Origin of the sequence: Nitrospira sp., from assembly GCA_016715825.1 — a bacterium.
Lineage (GTDB): Bacteria > Nitrospirota > Nitrospiria > Nitrospirales > Nitrospiraceae > Nitrospira_D.
This window is the reverse complement of record JADJXO010000003.1, coordinates 306555-326719: the sequence shown is the minus strand read 5'-3', so window position 1 is coordinate 326719 and position 20165 is coordinate 306555. Positions and strand designations below refer to the sequence as shown.

Sequence of the window (20165 nt, the reverse complement as noted above, 5' to 3'; positions counted from 1 at the left end):
GTGCGACAGTCTTCCCTAAACTTTCTCATTAGTCTTGTCTAATCTTTCTGATTTTTCGAGATGATCCTGCTTGCTGTTTCTCATCTTTAGCTGAGCATCCGTTTTGCTTTGTACAATCATCAATAACAGTCGGACTAAATAGAATCTTTTCGGTCGAAATGGGCTCTTATAGCAAAGGGCACTGTTCAACCTACATACAAAGGGTGACACGATGAAAGAAGAACTTCGGGTCGCTGACGAAATAGAAATGCAGAAAACGTTCATTGCCGATGTGGATGCGGATGACGCCAAGGCAAGCGGGATGCTCGGTATTATTGGGCGTACAGAAGCTGAAGAGTCGATCGCAGACGAGAAGAATCAGGCTGCCATGCGGGCCGGCCAGGGATCGAACCCGTTTCTTCTTGAAGGTCTGTATTTTCGTTCGTTTGGTGATCGAGGTCTCCTGACTCGAGAAGAAGAGACCGCCATCGCGAAGCGGGTCGATCAGGGAACACGTCGTATCCGTACAGCATTGCGTCAGGCCACGCTGGCCATTCTCAAGTCCAAACGGACGTCACCGCTCATAGAAACGGTGAAGGCTCTGCAAACGGTCAAACGCTTAAGCGGGCTTTCAGCTACGGCCCTAGACCACGCCGAGAAACTGCTGCTGATGGTTATGGAGTCAGCAAGCCCTGACTTAAAGCTTCCAACCGGCACGGCGAGGCAGCTGAAAGAATTGCTGCACGACATTCGGTCGGCCAGAGTTATGCTGGAGCAGGGCAAAGACGAACTCGTGCGATGCAATCTTCGTCTAGTGGTCGATGTTGCCAAACGCTACACCGGAAGGGGGTTGACCCTGTTGGACCTCGTACAAGAGGGCAATATTGGACTCATCAAAGCTGCCGAGCGATATCAGTATCGGAAAGGATTCAAGTTCAGCACCTATGCGACGTGGTGGATACGCCAAGGGATCACACGGGCGCTCGCAGATCAAGCAAGAACAATTCGCATTCCGGTCCACCAAACCGAAGCCTCGCATCGAATCCTCCGCGTGACGCGGAGATTGGGCCAACAGTTTGGACGACCGGCCCGGCTCGACGAAGTGGCTCATGTGTTACGCATGAGGCCGGAACGGCTCCGCGAAACGGTCCAAGCGTTCCAAGAACCGGTCGCATTGGAGACCCCCATCGGTGATGGGGACACTCAGTTCGGAGATATGATTCCGGATCAGCAGGCTGTGCCACCCGACGCCCATGTGCACCGTGGTGAACTGACTCAACAGCTCGACCACATCCTTAGCAACCTGACGCCTCGAGAGCAAATGGTTATCAGGCTCCGATTTGGAATCGGCTATGATGAGGCCAGCACGCTTGAGCAGGTCGGCCAAAACTTGTCCGTTACACGTGAGCGCATCCGCCAGATTGAAGCGAAAGCACTCAAAAAACTCAAGACTCCTGCCATCAAAGAGCTGTTTGCCGCTATCAAATAGCCACCTTCGTTCTACAGGGTCCGAGGGAAGTTGCGTGCCCTCGGACCTCGTCTTTCCTCCATTCCTCAAGTTGTGTAACAATGGTATCTCTTGTCCGACGCCAGTAGCGCCATTTCGCATCTGCGATTAAGGACAGTGGGCGTTTCCAGCTGACTCCTATCTCCGATGGATCAACCTGTCTCCAGACACTTCCCGATTGGTCCCAAGATCACGACGCCCTCGTCCTTTGAGACTGTTCACTTCCAGGAGGCTGTCGCGCATGTATTTCCTGACCCTGTTCCCTACCTTACAGCGTGGGACCTACAGTCGCGCCTACACAGCGAACGCCTCCTCGATCGCCAGCCGGACACGCTGCTGATTCTTGAGCATTCGCCTGTTTATACGTTAGGGCGTAGGACTCGGCCAGCAGACTGGGGAGGGAACACAGCAGCCCTGTGTGAGAACGGGGCGGAACTCCTCCATGTGAACCGCGGCGGGTCCATCACCTTCCATGGCCCAGGACAGATCGTGCTGTATCCGATCCTGAAAGTGGTTCAATATGCCACAGGTGCCAGGCAATTGGTTTGGCTGCTCGAAGAGGTGCTCATTCGAGTACTTACATGCTGGGGTCTTGCCGGCGTTCGCGTCGCTGGTAGGCCTGGCGTATGGGTCCTGGTGCCTCAGCTGCAGAAGATCGGCTTTGTTGGTGTTCGAATCCAACGAGGCGTGACACTTCATGGAGTCGCGCTCAACGTTGATCTGGACGTGTCGCCGTTTCTCCGTATTCACCCATGTGGATTGACCGATTGCTCCGTGACCTCTATGGCTGCGGTGTCTCAAAGACCCATCCCCGTCGACATGATCAAGCAGCAACTTGCCCAGACGTTTGCGGCAGTACTTTCTTCCAACGCGCGATCACCACGTCCGGACATGAAGGAACATTAATACGTCCAACCCAGTCCTAAAGGAGCTCTATGCGGGAACTATTGACGCCGACGTTTCGCTTAGCCGTCTCGCAATTCGATCAAGCCGCGGAGGCGATGCACCTGGACCCCAATCTCCGCGAACGCCTGAAGCTCCCACAGCGCTCCCTCGCCGTCAGTCTTCCCGTCCTTATGGACGATGGGCATGTCGAGGTCTTTACGGGGTACCGTGTACAACATGATTCATCACGCGGCCCTTCGAAGGGTGGAGTACGGTATCACCCTGATGTCAATCTTGGCGAAGTGGCGGCCCTGGCCATGTGGATGACATGGAAATGTGCGCTCGCCGGCTTACCGTATGGCGGAGCGAAAGGCGGAATCCAAGTCGCACCCAAGAGTCTATCCTCCGGTGAACTGCAGCGGTTGACCAGACGCTATATCGCAGAAATTTTCCCCCTGATCGGGCCGGATAAGGACGTGCCGGCCCCGGATGTGGGTACCGATGCCCAAGTGATGGCCTGGATGATGGACACCTACAGCCAGCAAGTCGGCTATGCCGTGCCCGGTGTCGTCACCGGGAAACCGCTCGCTCTCGGTGGCAGTCTGGGTCGTGAAGAAGCAACAGGACGCGGAGTCGTCTATGTCACGTTGGAAGCCCTCCGTCATTTGAAGCTGTCGCTGGAAAACGCGACCGTGGCCATTCAAGGGTTCGGGAACGTGGGCTCGCATACCGCGCGTATCATGCACGAGCAAGGCGCACGCGTGATTGCCGTGAGCGATGTGCATGGCGGGATCTACAACGAGCAAGGGTTGGACATTGCGCGTCTTCTCCGCCGCGATCCCCATCAGCCTCTCCATGAAACGAGACTTGGGGACAGAATCACGAACGACGAACTCCTGCAATTGGAGTGCACCGTGCTGGTTCCCGCTGCCCTATCCGAACAGATCACGGATCGCAACGCGAATGCCCTGAGGTGCCGAATCCTCTCCGAAGGAGCCAACGGACCAACGACACTGGAGGCCGATCACATTCTGGCAGAGAAAGGGGTATTTGTGATCCCGGATATCTTGGCAAATTCAGGCGGGGTTATTGTTTCCTATTTTGAATGGGTTCAGGATCTTCAACGTTTTTTCTGGAGCGCAACCGATATTCAGAATCGGCTGCAGGCGATCATCACCTCCGCCTTTGACCGCACCCTTCACTTTTCAACAGAACACCAGGTTTCAATGCGCATGGCGGCGCTCATGAGTGGGATTGACCAGGTCGCGCAAGCCCATCTACAGCGCGGATTGTACCCATAACTTGCCCTTCCGTTCGGAGCCCACTCGATCTTAACGGATGCCTCTGATTCTTGCCTCACAGCTCATTTGTACGTTAGGGTGAGGGTTGGCGGGAGGCCGAAGGAGCTTCATATGACACGACGGGCGATCGAAACCGCGTGGGAACAACACCGCTCAACCGACTGGCCACGGCTCTCAAGTCCACATGAAGGGGAATTGATGACACTTGATACCGTCATCAGCGGCTGTGTCGTGTATTACCTAGAGAGCGCTGATGGTCTTGACGATCAGCGGCTCGGCATCGTGAAGGATTGCTTACACGATCTCGATGATTTGACGGCGGAGCTTGAGACTGATTGCTTGCCTTACTTTTATCGTCTTCGCGCGTTAGGTGAACTGTTGCTGAACAGATCATCCTCACCATGAGCCGCCAGTCCCTTCAATCTGCCTCAACATGCTCGACGGGATTCCTCCGACTGCGGCCGTTCCTTGCGGATTCTGGACTTGATTCGCTAGAATAACGTTCGCTTTGCATGCCTATCCCACTCATGGCAATTCGAATAGATTTTTTGATCCTATCGAATAGAACAACGGACATGTTATGAAAAAGAATTTGTCCAGGATGGTAGTCGTCGCCTTCATAGGCCTTCTCATCTTATGGTCTTCGGTTTACGCCGAACCATATGAATTGAGCCAAACTGAGGTCACCGAACCACAGAGTATTTCTAGCGCCGAGGTCTCCCTTTTTGGCGTCAGGCTCGGCGATCCGGAAAGCAAGGCGGTCGATTCCCTCGTGAATGAACCAATTTCTGGGATTCGGGCGGAACAGGAAGCCACGTTTATTTTCCTGCTTGACCAACGGAAACCAACCGGGCCGATGGCCGGAGTGCGAATCCAGGACGGCAAGGTTGATCTCCTCTTCATCAACAATCGATTTGCTTTCAAAACCAGAGGGGTGTTCCGGCACGTGCTAAATAGCGAAAACCCAGAAGAGATCCGAAAATTGTTAGGGAAAGAAGAGTACGGCGATGAGAACGTGATGGGTGCGATCCTGGCTTATGACAAGCAGGGGTTCCAAGTAAATTATCTCGGCAAGGATGTCAACATCGAGTTCGCCCAACCCCGTTAACCCCCCGCTGTAGATTTTCATCCACGACACGAATGCCGGTGGGGAGAGCACCATACCCGGCATCCTGTCTGTTTTCTGCCCATCTCTTCCAGAATCGTTTATCCTGGATGAACATCCTCGATGACCCTACATAACCAAACAACGATGCTTAGGGATTGGCTTCGGTGAAGTGGAAGCCGTAATCTATCAAGCTCTTGGCGGTATTCCATCTGCGGTTAGAATTGAGGATGACGAGAAGCAGATCACGGTCATTTTGAGATACCCTGGCGATTAAGCATCGTCCGGCCTTCGCCGTAAATCCAGTTTTCACCCCTTCGACGCCTGGAATACGGCCAAGAAGGCGATTGGTATTGTGGAGAACATAAGCACGGTATCCATTCACCGCTGTGATAAGCCCACGCTCTTCTCGCACCAGCTCACGAAACACGGCGTTCCGCATCGCGACTTCGCTTAGCGTTGCAAGATCCTCGGCCGTCGAGTAGTGAGTCGCCCCATCAAAACCACAGCCATTGCTAAAATGCGTATCGCCGAGTCCAAGCGTGGTTGCCTTGGCGTTCATCAACTTCACGAATTGCTCCTCGTTGCCACCCACATGCTCTATCGCCGCCAGACAGGCATCATTGGCAGACACCATCATCATGGCCTTCAGTAAATCCTTCAGTCGATACACCTCTCCAACTTTCAAGCGAAGGCGAGTCTTAGGAGCACGGGCCGCATTCTTGCTGACCGTAACCAGATCATCAAGCCGCCCATTTTCAAGAATAATGAGGGCCGACATGATCTTGGTCAAGCTGGCAGGGGAGAGACGTTTTCCGATGGCGTGTTGATAGAGAACCCGTCCAGAGTTCAACTCTTTCAGGAGAATGCTGTGAGCCGGGATCCGTTTCCAATGAAGCGCTTTGGGGACATGGGAGCCGGATGGACTGGTCACTCTCTTTGAAGTGATCTCTTTCCCCAAGGCGGGAAAGACAGACAGACCACACAGCGTGATGGAGAAGATGGTAAGCAGACCGAGGTGGACACCGAATCGGCACCGTGGCAGCCGACGACAAGACCGGTAGTCCTTCCATCCCACGACCAACCACCTATCGCTTAGAAGGTAAAGGACTCCCCTACCTTATCGCCTTTTCGTCCGCTATCGATAACCTTGTGAAAAAACCGAAGGAGGTCTGCGAGGTCAATCCAAAATCCACAATTGAGGCAGCGAGCGTAGATTCTCTTGTTGATGAGGGTATAGTGGCGTTCCACCATCATGAAGCCTCTGCACTTCAAACACTGCATACATGTCTCACTCTCGTTAGGCTATCGCAGACGGTTCATGATTAATGCAACACACCCGGCCAGTAAGCCTCCTCCAATCAACGTGGTGCCGAAATACACAAAGACATTCGTCCCTCCAGCAGGTTGGGTCCCTTCCCATAAATCGCGTACCCCGCCTTGGACCATCAGAACGGAAAGGGTCATTAGGGCCCCAATCATGAACCACCATGCAAATGAACGAAGCGCCATCTTTGAGCCTATCTCTCTGCTCACGTATGCACACAGCAAATCTAGCGAAGGCCCCAGAGGCTGTCAAGAATAGTCGGCGATCCCTCCCTGCCTAGTCTTGAGCCTGCGCCTTTACCACCGCTCTGATCCCTTTGTGGAGAAAAATTGAGACGCTTCCACTCCCATTGTCGGCGATGGCCAGACCTGGCTCCTCCTCGCCGGCGGTTGTCACACGAAAGAAGGACAGGGCAAACGGGCCAGCCTTGGTTCGGTAATTTCGTGGCGGGTAGTGAAAGGTACCATCGCCTTTCCCAAACACAATGGAGAGATCATTGGACTGAAGATTCACAATCGCCACGTCCACTAAATGATCGCCATTGAAGTCCCGAGCGAGGCCGAAATTTGGACCCGCATCCGCACCGGAATCTTTACCTGGTCGAAAGGTTGCATTGCCATTGCCAAGGAACGTCGTAAAGCAGTCCTTTTCCCCATTAATCACAAGGAGATCGCCATGATGATCGTTATTAAAGTCCGCTAAGCTCACGCCGAGGGGACGATGCCCGGTCCGGTAATCCTTGGGGTCTCTAAAGGAGCCATCCCCGTTGCCGACCCAAATGGAAACGGCATTCGACATGGGTCCACCATTTGTCACAACCAAATCCTGCTTCCCATCGGCATTGAGATCTGCCAGCGCCACAGATGTCGGGGTATCTCCATGTTCGTACTGAACACCGTGACGAAATTCACCGGTTCCGCTCCCGAGAAACACTTTGACCTTGTCGTTGCGTAACGCCACCACAAGATCGGCATGCCCATCCCCGTTAATGTCGCCCGTTGCCAGAGCAATCGGCGTTCGATGGACTGGATACCGTTGACCTTCTTCGAATCTCCCGTTCCCGTGACCCAAGAGCAGCGTAATTTCATCGCCACCTGAGCACGCCAGGGCGACATCGTCATGCGCATCTTCGTTGAAGTCACCCATCGCAAGGGCACGTGGCTCCTGGCAAACATGAACCTGAATTTGATCTTTAAACGTACCGTCACCATTGCCGAGCAATATCGATATGGTATTGCTGGAGATGTTCGTGGTGACGAGATCCGTGAATGAGTCTTGGTTGAAGTCCCCAGTTGTCACGCTGGTTGGATTCTTGCCGACCTTGTAGCTTGCAAAATAATAAAAGGGGTCTGGAGGGTTGTAGGGTTCGGACTTGGAGCAAGCCCAAGGGCTACTACCGAATAGAAGACAGAGTGACGCAACACGGGCTAGGATACCGACCGAACTGAATCGTATTTTCACGAATTGTTGCACTTATTCGCCATTCCTAATTCCTTATGATGTCGAGACTACGAGCAATTCAAATGAGGTGCACAGTATACAAATACACCCTTCCCCCTCGCAACGGATGAGGATGTGATATCAGGCTTTGAATTTCGGTCCACGCTTGCGCTATGATGGCATGTTATTTTCTGGAGGAAAATCATGAGCAATATCCTGAACGTCGACATTACCATGTATGGAATCGCAGAAGTCCTTTACTGGTGCCTCGAGAGGAATAAGGGGCGAGTACCTGGCGTCGACACGCCGGGTTTCAAGAAGATGCAGGAGCTATTAGCCGAAAAACCAAAGTCGGGTGACTACTTTACACTCGATCAGTTCTGGAAAAAGAAGGTGACGGTCGGATTGACCGAGGATGAGGTCGCCACAATTGATCGTTGTCTCTACGATATTCCAAACTTTGACAACGATCCGCTTCCTCAGATTCGGCACAAATTCTGGCCACAGCAGGTTGCCAGCCACTAACACTCAGTTCAACGTTGGGGCGTTGTTCTCAATACAGGACTTGATGGGCGAAGTCTCAGTACAGGATCGACCGATTAGAGGGTTCCTTCGCCTTTGAGGTACTTGCGAAATCGATCCATGAGTTCAGCTCCCAACGTCCCCCCGTCTGGCTTCTTGGTCGAAGGGTCGGCAAAGTGGCTTCGGATTTCCTGGAGACGCTTTTCCGCCTGATCATTTCCCTGTAGGCGCTTTGTTTTCTGGAGAGCTGTCTGAAAGGCATCGAAGGTCAACTCCTGATAGCCGAAGGAGCGGATACGCTTGACGGCTTTCATCATGGCCTGGTTTCGAAAAGTGGTCAGATGATCGGCGTCAATTTCCTGCAATCCAAGTTTTCGGGCTCTCCGCTCAGCGGCTTTTCTGATTCCACTTCGCACAAAATCCGGAGAGGTCTGGAGCCGCTTCCACGCTTCATCGGACCAGGCAACTCGTGTTTGAGGCGCATCCCATAAGTCCCGCAAGGCCGATTCGTCAATGCGTGTCAGGTGCCGTTCCCTGGCAAGATCCTCGGTGTCACGCCTGAGCATATCTGTCACAAATTCTAAGGCAATGGGAGGTGATTCCCTCACTTTCTCTTCGAGCAATACAAGGGCACCCTCAGTCCATTCCATTGCGGGCCCGCCATCGTCATGAAGATCTCCCAGCGCTTCAACCTTCTCAAACAATTCGACGTTCACCTCGAGATGGCCCCGCTCTTTCGCAATCTCCTCTGTAATCTGTTTGATCATTGCGCGCATGAATTCAGGGACTGTGGCCAACCGTTCCTTGGCCGCTGCGGTCCATGGAAGGCGACCATCAGCCATCTCTTCGACGGCCAATGCCATACCCGCTTCCCCTCCCATACGCCCCATCATTTGGTCTTTAAACTGTTCCAGAATTTCTTCCGTGATCGCCTCATAGCCAAGTTCTCGCGCTTTTTTCTCAGCCAGACGGCGCACCATGCTGCGCAGAAAGATCGGAGCGCGTTCCATCCGCTTGAGCGCACCTTCAGTCCAGCGAATTTCTGTAGCCGCAGACTCCTGTCCATCCGACATCAGCGTGAACCCTTTTCCAATGAGTTACTCTCGTTATTGATTGAGTAATTCTTTCAACTCTTTACCGGCCTTAAAAAATGGGACCCGCTTGGCCGGCACTGCTACCGTCTCTCCGGTCTTGGGGTTTCGTCCCTCTTTCATTCGCCGCGCCCGGAGACGAAAACTGCCGAACCCTCGAATTTCGGTCTTGTCCCCGTTTTTCAGCGAGTCCCGCACGCAATCAAAAATCGTGTTGACGACCACTTCCGCCTGCCGCTTTGTCAAAGTGGTGACTTGCTCAGAGACTCGCTCGATAATCTGCGCCTTGGTCATATCCACTCTCCCTCCGCTAGGGTGAAACTGCCCCGTCTCCGCGCGACTAAAACGCCATGAGGTATTTCAAATTCACACCCGGCTGCACATCCAACTTAGGCCACACCATGCTGAGCTTGGAATCGAGGAGTTCCCGAAGAGAAAATCGTCGCCGAGGTTCGACGACTTTCGGTTCTCCCTCAATTCCGACTACCTCCGCGGCCAACTGAATGGCATCCTCCAAGTCCCCCAATTCGTCGACCAACTTCGCTTCCTTCGCTTGGCGACCGGTGAAGATACGGCCATCAGCCAATACTTGAGCCGCCCGAAGTTCCATCGAGCGGCCTTCAGCCACAGCCTCGATAAACTGTTTATGAACGTCATCCATCACGGCTTGTAGCAGCCCTCTTTCTTCCGCGTTCATCTTTCGAAGAGGAGAGCCCACATCCTTGTACTTCCCACTTTTGATGATGACACCCTCGACGCCGATTTTCTGTAGTAAACCTTCCAGGTTGGCCGTTTCCATGATGACCCCGATACTCCCCGTGAGGGTTCCTGGATTCGCCACGATTCGATCCGTGGCGGCCGCAATATAATATCCTCCCGAGGCGGCGACACTCCCCATGGAGGCAATCACCGCCTTATTGCTCTTGTTCCGTACTCGCTTGACCGCATCGTGAATCTCTTGCGACGGAACCACGCCGCCTCCCGGACTATCGATACGGAGGACGATCGCCTTGATCGAAGGGTTCTCACCAAATTTCTTGAGCTCCCCGACCGTAGCCTGTGAATCCACAATCACGCCCTCAATCCGAATCAACGCGATCCGATCCTCCGTGGACAGATCGACGTCCGGGAAAAAGAGATTCACCAACATGACAGTCCCCATGATCCCTGCCACCAGCCACAGCACCTTACGAAACACGTGGCGTTTTTGAGGACGTTCGGCCTGTGCTACGTTATCCACCATGACACACAACCAGTTTGGGCTGACAGGTCCCGGCTAGTCTTGATCTTCCGCTTGTGCTCGTTTTCGACTCTCCCTTACGGCACGGCCGAGGCTTTGATCAAGCTCCCCTTGAGATGAATGATAGTCCTCGACCTGCTTGCGCTCCGAATCAAGCTGATGATCCCGAAGACTGAGGGCGATCTTGCGTTCTTCTCGATCGACTTTGATTATCTTCGCCGTGACATCGTCTTGCAACTTAAACTTTTCTTCGAGCTTCGCGGAAGGTTCCAGGCCGGATTCGCTCGTATGAATCAACCCCTCAACTCCGCCTTCCAGCTCGATGAAAATCCCAAAATCGGCAACCTTTGCCACCTTGCCGACCACTGAATCGCCAATATGATATCGCGATGGAATCGCTTCATCCCATGGGTCACGCACCAATTGCTTGTAGCCGAGCGACAGCCGTTCTTTCTCTTTGTCGATCCGTAACACCATCGCTTCCACTTTTTGCCCTTTTTTAAAGAGCTCCGAAGGATGTTTGATGTGCTTCGTCCAGGACATGTCGGAGATATGGATAAGACCGTCGATGCCTTCTTCGAGTCCTATAAAGGCACCGAAGTCCGTCAAGCTCTTCACCTTGCCTTCGATACGCGTTCCGGTTGGATATTTGCTCTCGATCATATCCCACGGATTGGGGGCCGTTTGTTTCATACCCAATGAAATTTTCCGGCTGGCCGGATCGACATTCAATACCGCCGCTTCGACCTGATCACCAACCGACACCACTCTCGACGGGTGTCGAACCTCGTGTGTCCATGACATTTCCGAGACATGCACTAACCCCTCGACGCCTGGTTCGAGCTCCACAAATGCCCCATAATCCGTCAAGCTGACCACACGCCCGCGAACCCTTGTACCTATAGGATATTTACCGGCCACATTTGTCCAAGGATCTGCGGTCTTTTGCTTGAGGCCTAGAGAAATTCGACCTGTTTCTCGATCGTACTTCAAGACGGCTACCTCAACCTTGTCTCCCACCGTAAACAGTTCTGAGGGATGGCCCACTCGACCCCAGGACATGTCGGTGATGTGCAGCAATCCGTCGATCCCACCCAGGTCAATGAATGACCCATAATCGGTAATGTTCTTGACCGTCCCTTGAATCAACTGGCCTTCTTTCAGGGTCGCCAACGTCGTCTGCCGCTTTTTATCCCTTGTTTCCTCAAGGAGTACCCGACGCGAGACCACGACATTTCCTCGCCGATGGTTGATCTTGATAATCTTTAAGGGAAAGACCTTTCCGACAAGGCCATCTAAGTCTCGCACCGGATGCAAATCGATCTGTGATCCCGGCAGGAACGCTTTGACACCGATATCGACCATCATGCCGCCCTTGATACGTGACACAATCTTTCCCTCGATGCTCTTTTCATCTTTATAGAGCGTCTCGAGTTCTTCCCAAATCTTCATCTTGTCCGCTTTTTCTTTGGAAAGGACGAGATTGCCGTCCGCATCTTCACATTCCTCGATATAGACCTGCAGGCGATCACCGATCTTAAGGTTTTCAAGTTCCTCAGACGAAAAATGATCACGAGGGATCATACCCTCGGATTTGTAGCCGATATCGACGACGACCTTATCCTTGGTCTGGGCTACCACACGCCCCTCGGTAATCGTACCTTCCTCTAAGTTCCGGAAGGTTTCCTCGTACAATGCGGCCAATGCGTCACGGTCTAACTGAGCGTCACTGCTGTTGGATACCGTCCCCATATGAACGTCCTACTCTTCCGACTGTTGTCGGGTGCTGATGGTGAAAGTGCCGACCTCACTCAGCATTGTGAGCCTCGGCAGTCTGCCTATCTGACGGACCGACATCAAGATTGTCCTTGCCTTTAGGAACGGGAACCTGACCTAGGGCTGCAATCTGTTCGATCACCGTCCGGCTGACCTGTTGATAAAACTGTTTAGTGGCTGCCCTCTCTTGTGGTTTCTCCACGTTGAACTGAATGGGATCTCCAAATCGTACCGTCACTGGACGTAACCGCGGCCAGAACGCACCAGGCGGAAGAACGTCAAACGTCCCCTTCAGGTACACCGGCACGACCGGGCAGCCGGTCTGCGACACAATGACTCCAATACCCGCCTTTGGCTCTCGCAGGTGACCATCATGACTACGCCGACCTTCAGGAAAAATGACCACGACTTTTCCCGCCCGAATGAGGTTAATCGCCTTGCCAAACGCCTCTCGATCAAGACGACCGAGCCGAACCGGAATCCATCCCAATGCCTGCACTACGCCGTTCAACACTGGGATCGGAAACAAATCATTCCGTCCCAAGTACCAGGCTCTTCGATTCAACCCACATCCAAGTAGGGGGATATCGAGGTAGCTGGCATGATTCGCGGCGATCAGCAACCCTCCGGTGCGAGGAACCTGCCCTTCAACTCGATACCGGAAGCACAACCATCCGATGACCCTGACCAACACCCACAAGAATCCGTAGATGATCCCGCTCACAACTCGGTCGACACGACTGCCATCATTTCCTCCACAACCTGTTCAGGGCTCAGCAAAGAGGTATCGATCAGGCGTGCGTCAGGTGCTGGAACGAGCGGGTCAATCGGACGAGTCCGGTCTCGCTGATCACGGGCCGATAGATCCTGATGCGTCGTTTCAATCGCCCCTCCTCGACCCGCAGCCACAAGTTCACGATGCCGTCTCTCCACTCGAACAGTGGCATCCGCATCCAAGAAAAACTTATACGGCGCAGTCGGGAATACTCTCGTACCGACATCGCGCCCCTCGGCAACCACGGAACCTCGCTCACCGATTTGGCGCTGAATCGGCAACAACCACTCGCGGACTCCCGGAATGGCGGATACGAGAGAGGCCGCTGCGGTCACTCCTGGGGTACGGAGATCCTCCGCAACCTGATTACCATCGATCAGCACGTACACCATTCCCCCTTGGAATTCCATGTGAAGCGAGGTCGACGGCAAGAGCTTCACCACCTGTTCATGGTCCGTCGGGTGGATGCCTGATTGCAACACTTTCCATGCGACTGCACGGTACAATGCCCCTGTATCAAGATAGAGACACCCTAAACGAGCCGCCAATAGTTTGGCCACCGTACTCTTACCCACCCCAGCTGGTCCATCAATTGCGACGATCACAAACCACCCGTTTGTCCGCACTACACCAACCGGTCACCGCACACTCACGAGTTGAGCAAGAGTCTCTTCAAAGTTGGGAAACGACGTGTTCACACAACCCGCGTCGTCAATCATCATGCTTCGCTCCGCTGTAAGACCGCCGATCGCAAGAGACATGGCCACTCGATGGTCTCCATGGCTCTGCGCTGAGCTCGTAGCCATGAGGCAGCCATTTTCTCCACCTTGCCCCACCCCTCGGATGAACATGCCATCCGGACGCTCTTCTATCTGAGCCCCCATGGCTCGCAGTTCGCTGCTCATCGTTGCGATCCGATCACTCTCTTTCACCCGTAGTTCTTCGGCTCCGGAAATCACCGTCTCTCCATCCGCCACCGCTGCCGCCACACATAGCACGGGAAATTCATCGATCGCTTTTGGAATCAGTTCGGACCCGATGACCACCCCCTTCAGCGGAGCAGATTTTATACGAAGATCTCCGACGGGCTCACCTGCCTCTTCTCGCAGGGCCAGCACCTCAATATCAGCGCCCATCTTTTTCATAACGTCCATCAATCCAGTCCGAGTGGGATTCATCCCAACATGGCGAATAGTGACATCCGAACCCGGCACGATCGTCGCGCCGACGATGAAAAAGGCCGCGGCAGAAAAATCTCCAGGGATCGTAATATCGACACCATGCCATCCGACGGATGGTCGCCCTTGCAGAACCAACGTCTCTTCTTCTCTCCTGAGGGGAATCCCAAAGAACTGGAACATCCGTTCCGTATGATCTCTCGACAAACTCGGCTCCATGTAGCGGGTCTTCCCGTCCGCATAAAGCCCGGCAAGAAGGATCGACGACTTCATCTGTGCGCTCGCCACCGCCGACGTGTAGTCGATCCCGTGAAGTCCCGAGCCGGTAATGGCCAGCGGAGCCAGCTCCCCACCCTTGCGGCCCCCAATGACCGCTCCCATTTCACGCAGCGGCTTGACAACCCTTCCCATCGGACGCCGTCTGATCGACTCATCACCTGTAAGAACTGAAAAAAAGTCCTGCCCAGCCAAGAGACCGGTCAATAGCCGAATACCAGTTCCCGAATTCCCACAATCGATCGGGGCGCTGGGTTCGGCTAGCCCCCAGAATCCCTTCCCGTGGATCGTCAATTGCATTGGGGTATGGGTGATGGGAATCCCAAGACTCTGAAAGGCCCGCATCGTATTGAGACAATCTTCACCCTGACAATAGCCCGAGATCGTACTCGTCCCTTCTGCCAGCGCCGTGAGCATAATGGCTCGATGGGTCAGCGACTTGTCGCCGGGAACCGAAATCGTCCCTTTGAGCGGTCTGCCCGGCGTAATCGTCAAAGATGTCATGAAGGACTCAGTGAAGCGGTGTTCAATTTCTCACGCTCGCCTTTCGCCCGTTCGAGCAGCTTCTCGATCCCGGCTGCATCTCCAGCCTTGATCAGTTGTTTCAACTCTTCCAAGGCTCTGGTGTATCGGTCGATATAGGACACCACATTGTCTCGATTCCACAGAAAAATGTCTCGCCACATTTCCGGAGAACTGGCAGCAATCCTGGTGGTGTCCCGTAATCCCCCACCGGAATGCCCAGCAAGGTCCAGAGAAGGAACCTGCTGATCACGTAGGGTAGACAAGGTGTTGATCAATGCAAATGCCGCCACATGCGGCAAGTGACTGACCGCTCCAAGAATTTGGTCGTGCACATAGGGATCCATCGTTAAGACGATAGAGCCGGCCTCTTCCCACAATTGCCTCACGCAACTTAAGGCGTTCTGATCGGTCCGTTTCGTGGGGGTCAGGATGCACCGTGCGCCTCTGAACAATTGATCTGAGCCAGCTGCAACCCCGGTCTTTTCTTTTCCAGCAATCGGATGGGCGCCGACAAAGTGCACCCCCGACGGCATCACCGACTCCGACCGTTCGACCAGCGTGCCCTTCACGCTCCCAACATCACTGACTATCGCGCCAGCGCTCAGACAATGTGCCCACTGCTGGAGGTGACGCTCATACGTATCAACCGGAGTCGCTAAGACGACCAAATCCGCCCCGCGCACCGCCTCTTGAGGATCGGCCGTATATCGATCGATGGCACCTAACCCAACGGCCGTCTTCAAATTTTCAACACGCCGACCGACGCCGACGACCTGATCGGCCAGCCCTTGTCGCCGGATGATCATGCCGAGCGATCCACCGATCAACCCCACGCCGATGATCACGACCTGTCTGAAATGAACGGCCATCGTCTTTTAGAGCTCTCTCCCCACAGCCTTTGCTATATTTCTGAGGTCACCCATGAGAGTTTTGAATTTGGAAGGCTTGATCGACTCTTCACCGTCGCACAACGCACATTCGGGATTGGAATGTACCTCGATCAGAAGCCCATCAGCCCCAGCCGCGACCGCAGCTTTGGACATCGGTGCGACAAGATCCCACTTCCCGGTGGCATGACTCGGGTCAACGATGACGGGAAGATGCGAGAGCTCTTTCAGGGTCGGAATGGCGGCGAGATCCAGGGTATTGCGATATTGCGTTTCAAATGTGCGGATGCCTCGTTCGCACAACATGACGTTCTGGTTTCCGCGCGACATGATGTACTCAGCGGACAGGAGAAACTCCTTGATGGTCGCCGATAGGCCACGCTTCAGGAGGACCGGCTTGTCATAGGCCCCGACTTCCTTGAGGAGTTCGAAGTTCTGCATGTTTCGAGCGCCGACCTGGATGATGTCCGCCTTCTCGAGAAAGAGCTCGATGTCCCTGGTATCCAAAATCTCGCTCACCACCGGCAATCCGGTCTGTTTCTTCGCTTCGACCAAATAGTCGAGTCCCTCACGACCCAAGCCTTGGAACGAATACGGGGACGTTCTGGGCTTATACGCTCCGCCGCGAAGAATCGTGGCTCCGGAAGCTTTCACTTCGTGGGCAATCCCCACCGTGAGCTCAAGACGCTCGACCGCACAAGGCCCTGCCATGATGGCTATTTTCTTGCCTCCGATCTTAACCCCACCGACATCGATCGTGGTTCCTTCTTTCTTAAACTCGCGGCTCACCAGTTTCCATGGGGCGAGAATCGGCAGGACACTTTCTACGCCGGGCAGTGCGGTCAAAGGTTGGTTGTGCAGGATTCGATCGTCTCCGATCACACCGATGATGGTGCGTTCCTGACCAGTGGAGATTTGCGATTTCAGCCCTAAATCGCGCAGCCGATCGATAATATGATCGACCTCGCTTTCCGAGGCTTCCGGTTTCAACACGATGATCATAATTCCCTCACTATTGCTTACCTTGCTCCGTTCAAGACTTTCCTGAATGCTTGGAGAAAGGCATCGTTTTCGTCAGCCAGACCGATGGTGACACGGATCATGGTTCCTCCAATGTGCCGCACAATAATCCCTTCCCGAAGCAGGGCGTCAAATACCGATCGGCCGTCCCGTTGAGCGTCAAAATAGAGAAAATTGGTCTCGCTCGGAATCGGAGTCATTCCCAATGCCCGCAATCCCTGTTCCAGCTGCTCCATACCCGCAGCATTGACCATTCGGCTCTTGGCCACATGTCCATCATCACCCAAGGCAGCCAGAGCCGCTTTCTGGGCCAAACTGTTGGCGTTAAACGGTGGGCGAACTCGATTTAGAAAGCCGATGATCTCCGGGGTACCGACCCCATAGCCGATTCGTAATCCTGCAAGCCCATAGATTTTGGAGAACGTCCGCAACACGATCACGTTCCGCCCCTGCTTCACGTACGCCATCGCATCGGGAAATTGGGGATTGCGGACATACTCGAAGTAGGCTTCATCGAACACGACGATGACATCCTCCGGCACTCGAGCCATAAGCCGATCCACGGCTTCGGTCGTGATCATCGTCCCAGTAGGATTGTTGGGATTACAGAGAAACAGGAGCTTTGTTCGAGGTGTGATGGCTCGTGCCATCGACTCAAGGTCGTGCGTCCACTCAACAAGAGGCACGACCACCGGCTTACCGTGTACGGCAGTGACTTCCATCTTGTAGATCACAAAGGTGTGATCAGCCATGATAGCTTCATCACCGGGAGTCAAAAATGTTCTGGCTAAAAGGCCAAGAATCTCATCGGACCCATTTCCTAAAATGATTTGGTCGACAGCCACCTTCCAACGGTCGGCAATCGCCTGACGCAGTTGCGTTCCCCCGCCGTCGGGATATCGATGCAGCGTAGTTTGAGCACCGTCCAACGCCGCCATCGCCTTTGGTGAAGGTCCCAAGGGATTCTCATTTGAGGCCAGCTTGATGACGCGGGTAAGACCGAGTTCCCGTTGAAGCTCTTCGACGGGTTTTCCCGGAACGTACGGACTGAGCGACTGGATGTCTGGATGGACCTCTAATCCCATAATCAGGTGTGAACGGGGTACGACCCGAGTGTTTTCATGAACAGACAGCGCCCCTTGACTTCTTCCACGGCCCTGCCGACCCGCTCCTCATTGATATGACCCTCGACATCCACGAAGAAAATGTATTCCCATGCCTTTCGTTGAGACGGCCTGGATTCAATCTTGGTCATGCTAATTCCATGCGAGGCAAAGGGTCGAAGTAAGTCATACAGCGCCCCCACTTTATCCTTGACCGATAACATTAACGACGTTTTATCCTTGCCGGTCCGTTCCGAAGGCTTCGTCGACAGGATGAGGAAGCGCGTGAAATTATTGAGATTATCTTCGATGCGAGATTTAATCACTTTGAGCCCATACAGCTGCCCGGCCAATTCCGATGCAATGGCTGCCGAAGCAGGCTCATCGGTGCAGAGTTCGGCCGCCCGTGCCGTGCTGGCGACTTCGACCGCCGGCACATGCCGAAGATTTGTCTCAAGCCAATTCCGGCATTGGGCAAGGGCATGCGAATGAGAATAGATTTTCTTCACGTCCTCCATCAACCCAGACTTGGACAAAAGGTGATGGGAGACCTCCTGAAGAATTTCACCATAGATCAACAAATTAGAATCAACGAACATGTCGAGCGTGTGATTGACGACACCTTCCGTCGTGTTTTCGATCGGTACGACTCCGAAGTTGGCTCGACCTCGCTCGACCTCGCTGAACACTTCTTTGATGCTGTGAACCGGGACGTATTGAACCGATGAACCGAACTTCTGCATGCCGGCCATGTGCGTAAACGTCGCTCGAGGCCCCAAGTAAGCCACCTTCTGTGGCGACTCCAGTGAGAGAGAAGCCGACATGATTTCTCGATACACCGACCGAATAGCTTCACTCGGGAACGGCCCGGTATTGTGTTTGGTCAATCGGTCAACGATTTCGGCCTCTCGCCCGGCGATGTGGAGATTGGCATCGGCATCCTTTTCTTTCTTGATCTTGCCGATCTCAATGACACTCTTTGACCGCTCATTGAGCAAACGAAGGATCTCATCATCGATCCTATCGATTTCCTTACGGTATTCCAACATGTCTCTTGGCATGGTGATCCTAGACTCGGGCACCGGATCCGGGAGGATGAGTTTCACCCTCGCGAGAGAAGGGAGTCCCGCACGGACAAGTGGTGAATTCTACAGGAACGACGGAACCAATGGCAAGGATGAGGTTAGGTAGGAGAAGTGTTCAAACGGTTCGTCTACCTGCTTACATCAGGAACGGAGAGGACCGTTTGAAATGGTCATAGGCGAGTCGAGTAACTTGACGGCCACGACCAGTCCGATCGAGGAAACCAGCTTGGATCAGATAGGGTTCGTAGACGTCCTCGATCGTGCCCTTATCTTCCTGGACCGTCGCTGCCAGAGAATCGACACCGACCGGACCCCCGTTGAACTTCTCTATGATCGTCAGGAGAATTTTGCGATCCATGTCATCAAACCCGGCTTCATCGATCCCCAACCAGGCCAGCCCTTCTTGCGCGACCTGCTTGGTAATCTGTCCATCCGCCTTGACCTGAGCATAGTCTCGGATACGCTTGATCAACCGATTGACGATCCGTGGGGTTCCCCGTGCACGATGTGCGATCTCTGCCGCCCCGTCGCGATTGATTCTCACCCCAAGCACACCGGCAGATCTTACGACGATTGCCTCTAACTCAGCCGGCTCATAAAATTCCAGTCGATACACCAACCCAAATCGATCTCGGAGAGGCGAGGTGAGCGACCCAGCCCGCGTCGTCGCTCCCACCAGCGTAAAAGGGGGAAGGTCGAGCTTCACCGTCCTCGCGGCAGGACCTTGACCTATGACCAAATCCAGTTGAAAGTCTTCCATCGCCGGATACAACGCTTCTTCAACCGACGCGGGCAACCGGTGAATCTCATCGATAAAGAGCACATCATGCGCTTGGAGATTAGTCAGAATTGCGGCGAGATCACCTGCATGGGCGAGGACCAACCCGGAGGTCGACCGTAAGGTGGCTCCCATCTCCCGGGCAATAATGTGTGCGATGGTCGTCTTCCCAAGGCCGGGGGGGCCGTAAAAGATCGCATGGTCGAGCGCCTCGCCCCGTTGTGTAGCTGCTTCGATACAAATCCGAAGCGACTCCTTCATTTTTTCTTGGCCCACATACTCATCGAGAGTCTGAGGCCTGAGCACATTCTCCAAGCCTCGTTCTTCATCAGTGGCACGGCTGGTCACCAGTCGATCGGTCATGA

General features: G+C 54.0%; 21 protein-coding genes. 6 read left to right on the top strand and 15 right to left on the bottom strand.

What is annotated here, in order from left to right:
• Nucleotides 1–211: 211 nt before the first annotated feature.
• The 5 genes from IPM58_11310 (at nt 212) to IPM58_11290 (ending at nt 4780) form a co-directional block, all read left to right on the top strand.
• Nucleotides 212–1468: a sigma-70 family RNA polymerase sigma factor gene (locus IPM58_11310; protein ID MBK9307648.1), complete on the top strand. Its 1257-nt coding sequence runs from the start codon at nt 212–214 to the stop codon at nt 1466–1468.
• Nucleotides 1469–1633: 165 nt separating this feature from the next.
• A complete protein-coding gene (lipB, locus tag IPM58_11305) occupies nt 1634–2392 on the top strand; it encodes a lipoyl(octanoyl) transferase LipB (protein ID MBK9307647.1) in 759 nt (252 codons plus the stop codon).
• 29 nt (nt 2393–2421) lie between these two features.
• Nucleotides 2422–3672, top strand: coding sequence for a Glu/Leu/Phe/Val dehydrogenase (locus tag IPM58_11300; protein MBK9307646.1), 1251 nt, complete (start codon nt 2422–2424; stop codon nt 3670–3672).
• Nucleotides 3673–3783: 111 nt separating this feature from the next.
• Nucleotides 3784–4077 carry a hypothetical protein gene (locus tag IPM58_11295; GenBank protein ID MBK9307645.1) on the top strand — a complete coding sequence of 98 codons (294 nt, stop codon included), beginning with the start codon at nt 3784–3786 and terminating at the stop codon, nt 4075–4077.
• Between the two features lie 175 nt (nt 4078–4252).
• Nucleotides 4253–4780: a hypothetical protein gene (locus IPM58_11290; GenBank protein ID MBK9307644.1), complete on the top strand. Its 528-nt coding sequence runs from the start codon at nt 4253–4255 to the stop codon at nt 4778–4780.
• Nucleotides 4781–4928: 148 nt separating this feature from the next.
• On the opposite strand, the gene IPM58_11285 is transcribed toward IPM58_11290, so the two are convergent.
• The 3 genes from IPM58_11285 to IPM58_11275 form a co-directional block, all read right to left on the bottom strand.
• Nucleotides 4929–5855 (bottom strand): D-alanyl-D-alanine carboxypeptidase, encoded by a 927-nt coding sequence (locus tag IPM58_11285; protein ID MBK9307643.1) that lies wholly within the window; start codon nt 5853–5855, stop codon nt 4929–4931.
• Between the two features lie 227 nt (nt 5856–6082).
• Nucleotides 6083–6244, bottom strand: a complete 162-nt coding sequence (locus tag IPM58_11280; protein ID MBK9307642.1) for a hypothetical protein — start codon at nt 6242–6244, stop codon at nt 6083–6085.
• A gap of 136 nt (nt 6245–6380) precedes the next feature.
• Nucleotides 6381–7577, bottom strand: coding sequence for a VCBS repeat-containing protein (locus IPM58_11275; protein ID MBK9307641.1), 1197 nt, complete (start codon nt 7575–7577; stop codon nt 6381–6383).
• Nucleotides 7578–7748: 171 nt separating this feature from the next.
• Between IPM58_11275 and IPM58_11270 the strand changes: the two genes are divergently transcribed.
• A complete protein-coding gene (locus IPM58_11270) occupies nt 7749–8069 on the top strand; it encodes a hypothetical protein (protein MBK9307640.1) in 321 nt (106 codons plus the stop codon).
• Between the two features lie 74 nt (nt 8070–8143).
• Here IPM58_11270 and IPM58_11265 read toward each other — a convergent pair whose 3' ends face one another.
• The 12 genes from IPM58_11265 to ruvB form a co-directional block, all read right to left on the bottom strand.
• On the bottom strand, nt 8144–9139 hold the full coding sequence (locus IPM58_11265; protein MBK9307639.1) for a PCP reductase family protein: 996 nt from the start codon (nt 9137–9139) through the stop codon (nt 8144–8146).
• A gap of 33 nt (nt 9140–9172) precedes the next feature.
• Nucleotides 9173–9451 (bottom strand): integration host factor subunit beta, encoded by a 279-nt coding sequence (locus IPM58_11260; protein ID MBK9307638.1) that lies wholly within the window; start codon nt 9449–9451, stop codon nt 9173–9175.
• 46 nt (nt 9452–9497) lie between these two features.
• A complete protein-coding gene (sppA, locus tag IPM58_11255; GenBank protein MBK9307637.1) occupies nt 9498–10400 on the bottom strand; it encodes a signal peptide peptidase SppA in 903 nt (300 codons plus the stop codon).
• Between the two features lie 33 nt (nt 10401–10433).
• Nucleotides 10434–12149, bottom strand: coding sequence for a 30S ribosomal protein S1 (locus IPM58_11250; protein MBK9307636.1), 1716 nt, complete (start codon nt 12147–12149; stop codon nt 10434–10436).
• Nucleotides 12150–12204: 55 nt separating this feature from the next.
• Nucleotides 12205–12897, bottom strand: coding sequence for a 1-acyl-sn-glycerol-3-phosphate acyltransferase (locus IPM58_11245; protein MBK9307635.1), 693 nt, complete (start codon nt 12895–12897; stop codon nt 12205–12207).
• Nucleotides 12894–13523, bottom strand: coding sequence for a (d)CMP kinase (locus tag IPM58_11240; GenBank protein MBK9307634.1), 630 nt, complete (start codon nt 13521–13523; stop codon nt 12894–12896). The genes IPM58_11245 and IPM58_11240 overlap by 4 nt, the downstream gene beginning before the upstream one ends.
• 63 nt (nt 13524–13586) lie before the next feature.
• Entirely contained in the window at nt 13587–14906 is a 1320-nt protein-coding gene (aroA, locus tag IPM58_11235; GenBank protein ID MBK9307633.1) for a 3-phosphoshikimate 1-carboxyvinyltransferase, read from the bottom strand.
• Entirely contained in the window at nt 14903–15796 is an 894-nt protein-coding gene (locus IPM58_11230) for a prephenate dehydrogenase/arogenate dehydrogenase family protein (GenBank protein MBK9307632.1), read from the bottom strand. The genes aroA and IPM58_11230 overlap by 4 nt, the downstream gene beginning before the upstream one ends.
• A gap of 6 nt (nt 15797–15802) precedes the next feature.
• Nucleotides 15803–16816: a 3-deoxy-7-phosphoheptulonate synthase gene (gene aroF, locus IPM58_11225; protein ID MBK9307631.1), complete on the bottom strand. Its 1014-nt coding sequence runs from the start codon at nt 16814–16816 to the stop codon at nt 15803–15805.
• A gap of 17 nt (nt 16817–16833) precedes the next feature.
• Nucleotides 16834–17919, bottom strand: a complete 1086-nt coding sequence (locus IPM58_11220; protein MBK9307630.1) for a histidinol-phosphate transaminase — start codon at nt 17917–17919, stop codon at nt 16834–16836.
• 2 nt (nt 17920–17921) lie between these two features.
• Nucleotides 17922–18998 carry a prephenate dehydratase gene (gene pheA, locus IPM58_11215; GenBank protein ID MBK9307629.1) on the bottom strand — a complete coding sequence of 359 codons (1077 nt, stop codon included), beginning with the start codon at nt 18996–18998 and terminating at the stop codon, nt 17922–17924.
• A gap of 160 nt (nt 18999–19158) precedes the next feature.
• Entirely contained in the window at nt 19159–20163 is a 1005-nt protein-coding gene (gene ruvB, locus IPM58_11210; protein MBK9307628.1) for a Holliday junction branch migration DNA helicase RuvB, read from the bottom strand.
• Nucleotides 20164–20165 lie beyond the last annotated feature (2 nt).

What these genes read in the sequence shown, in the direction of transcription:
- IPM58_11310 (MBK9307648.1), top strand. Translation starts at nt 212, where the DNA reads ATGAAAGAAGAACTTCGGGTCGCTGACGAAATAGAAATGCAGAAAACG.
- lipB (MBK9307647.1), top strand. Translation starts at nt 1,634, where the DNA reads ATGGATCAACCTGTCTCCAGACACTTCCCGATTGGTCCCAAGATCACG.
- IPM58_11300 (MBK9307646.1), top strand. Translation starts at nt 2,422, where the DNA reads ATGCGGGAACTATTGACGCCGACGTTTCGCTTAGCCGTCTCGCAATTC.
- IPM58_11295 (MBK9307645.1), top strand. Translation starts at nt 3,784, where the DNA reads ATGACACGACGGGCGATCGAAACCGCGTGGGAACAACACCGCTCAACC.
- IPM58_11290 (MBK9307644.1), top strand. Translation starts at nt 4,253, where the DNA reads ATGAAAAAGAATTTGTCCAGGATGGTAGTCGTCGCCTTCATAGGCCTT.
- IPM58_11280 (MBK9307642.1), bottom strand. Translation starts at nt 6,244, where the DNA reads ATGACCCTTTCCGTTCTGATGGTCCAAGGCGGGGTACGCGATTTATGG.
- IPM58_11270 (MBK9307640.1), top strand. Translation starts at nt 7,749, where the DNA reads ATGAGCAATATCCTGAACGTCGACATTACCATGTATGGAATCGCAGAA.
- IPM58_11265 (MBK9307639.1), bottom strand. Translation starts at nt 9,139, where the DNA reads ATGTCGGATGGACAGGAGTCTGCGGCTACAGAAATTCGCTGGACTGAA.
- IPM58_11260 (MBK9307638.1), bottom strand. Translation starts at nt 9,451, where the DNA reads ATGACCAAGGCGCAGATTATCGAGCGAGTCTCTGAGCAAGTCACCACT.
- sppA (MBK9307637.1), bottom strand. Translation starts at nt 10,400, where the DNA reads ATGGTGGATAACGTAGCACAGGCCGAACGTCCTCAAAAACGCCACGTG.
- IPM58_11250 (MBK9307636.1), bottom strand. Translation starts at nt 12,149, where the DNA reads ATGGGGACGGTATCCAACAGCAGTGACGCTCAGTTAGACCGTGACGCA.
- aroA (MBK9307633.1), bottom strand. Translation starts at nt 14,906, where the DNA reads ATGACATCTTTGACGATTACGCCGGGCAGACCGCTCAAAGGGACGATT.
- IPM58_11230 (MBK9307632.1), bottom strand. Translation starts at nt 15,796, where the DNA reads ATGGCCGTTCATTTCAGACAGGTCGTGATCATCGGCGTGGGGTTGATC.
- aroF (MBK9307631.1), bottom strand. Translation starts at nt 16,816, where the DNA reads ATGATCATCGTGTTGAAACCGGAAGCCTCGGAAAGCGAGGTCGATCAT.
- IPM58_11220 (MBK9307630.1), bottom strand. Translation starts at nt 17,919, where the DNA reads ATGGGATTAGAGGTCCATCCAGACATCCAGTCGCTCAGTCCGTACGTT.
- pheA (MBK9307629.1), bottom strand. Translation starts at nt 18,998, where the DNA reads ATGCCAAGAGACATGTTGGAATACCGTAAGGAAATCGATAGGATCGAT.
- ruvB (MBK9307628.1), bottom strand. Translation starts at nt 20,163, where the DNA reads ATGACCGATCGACTGGTGACCAGCCGTGCCACTGATGAAGAACGAGGC.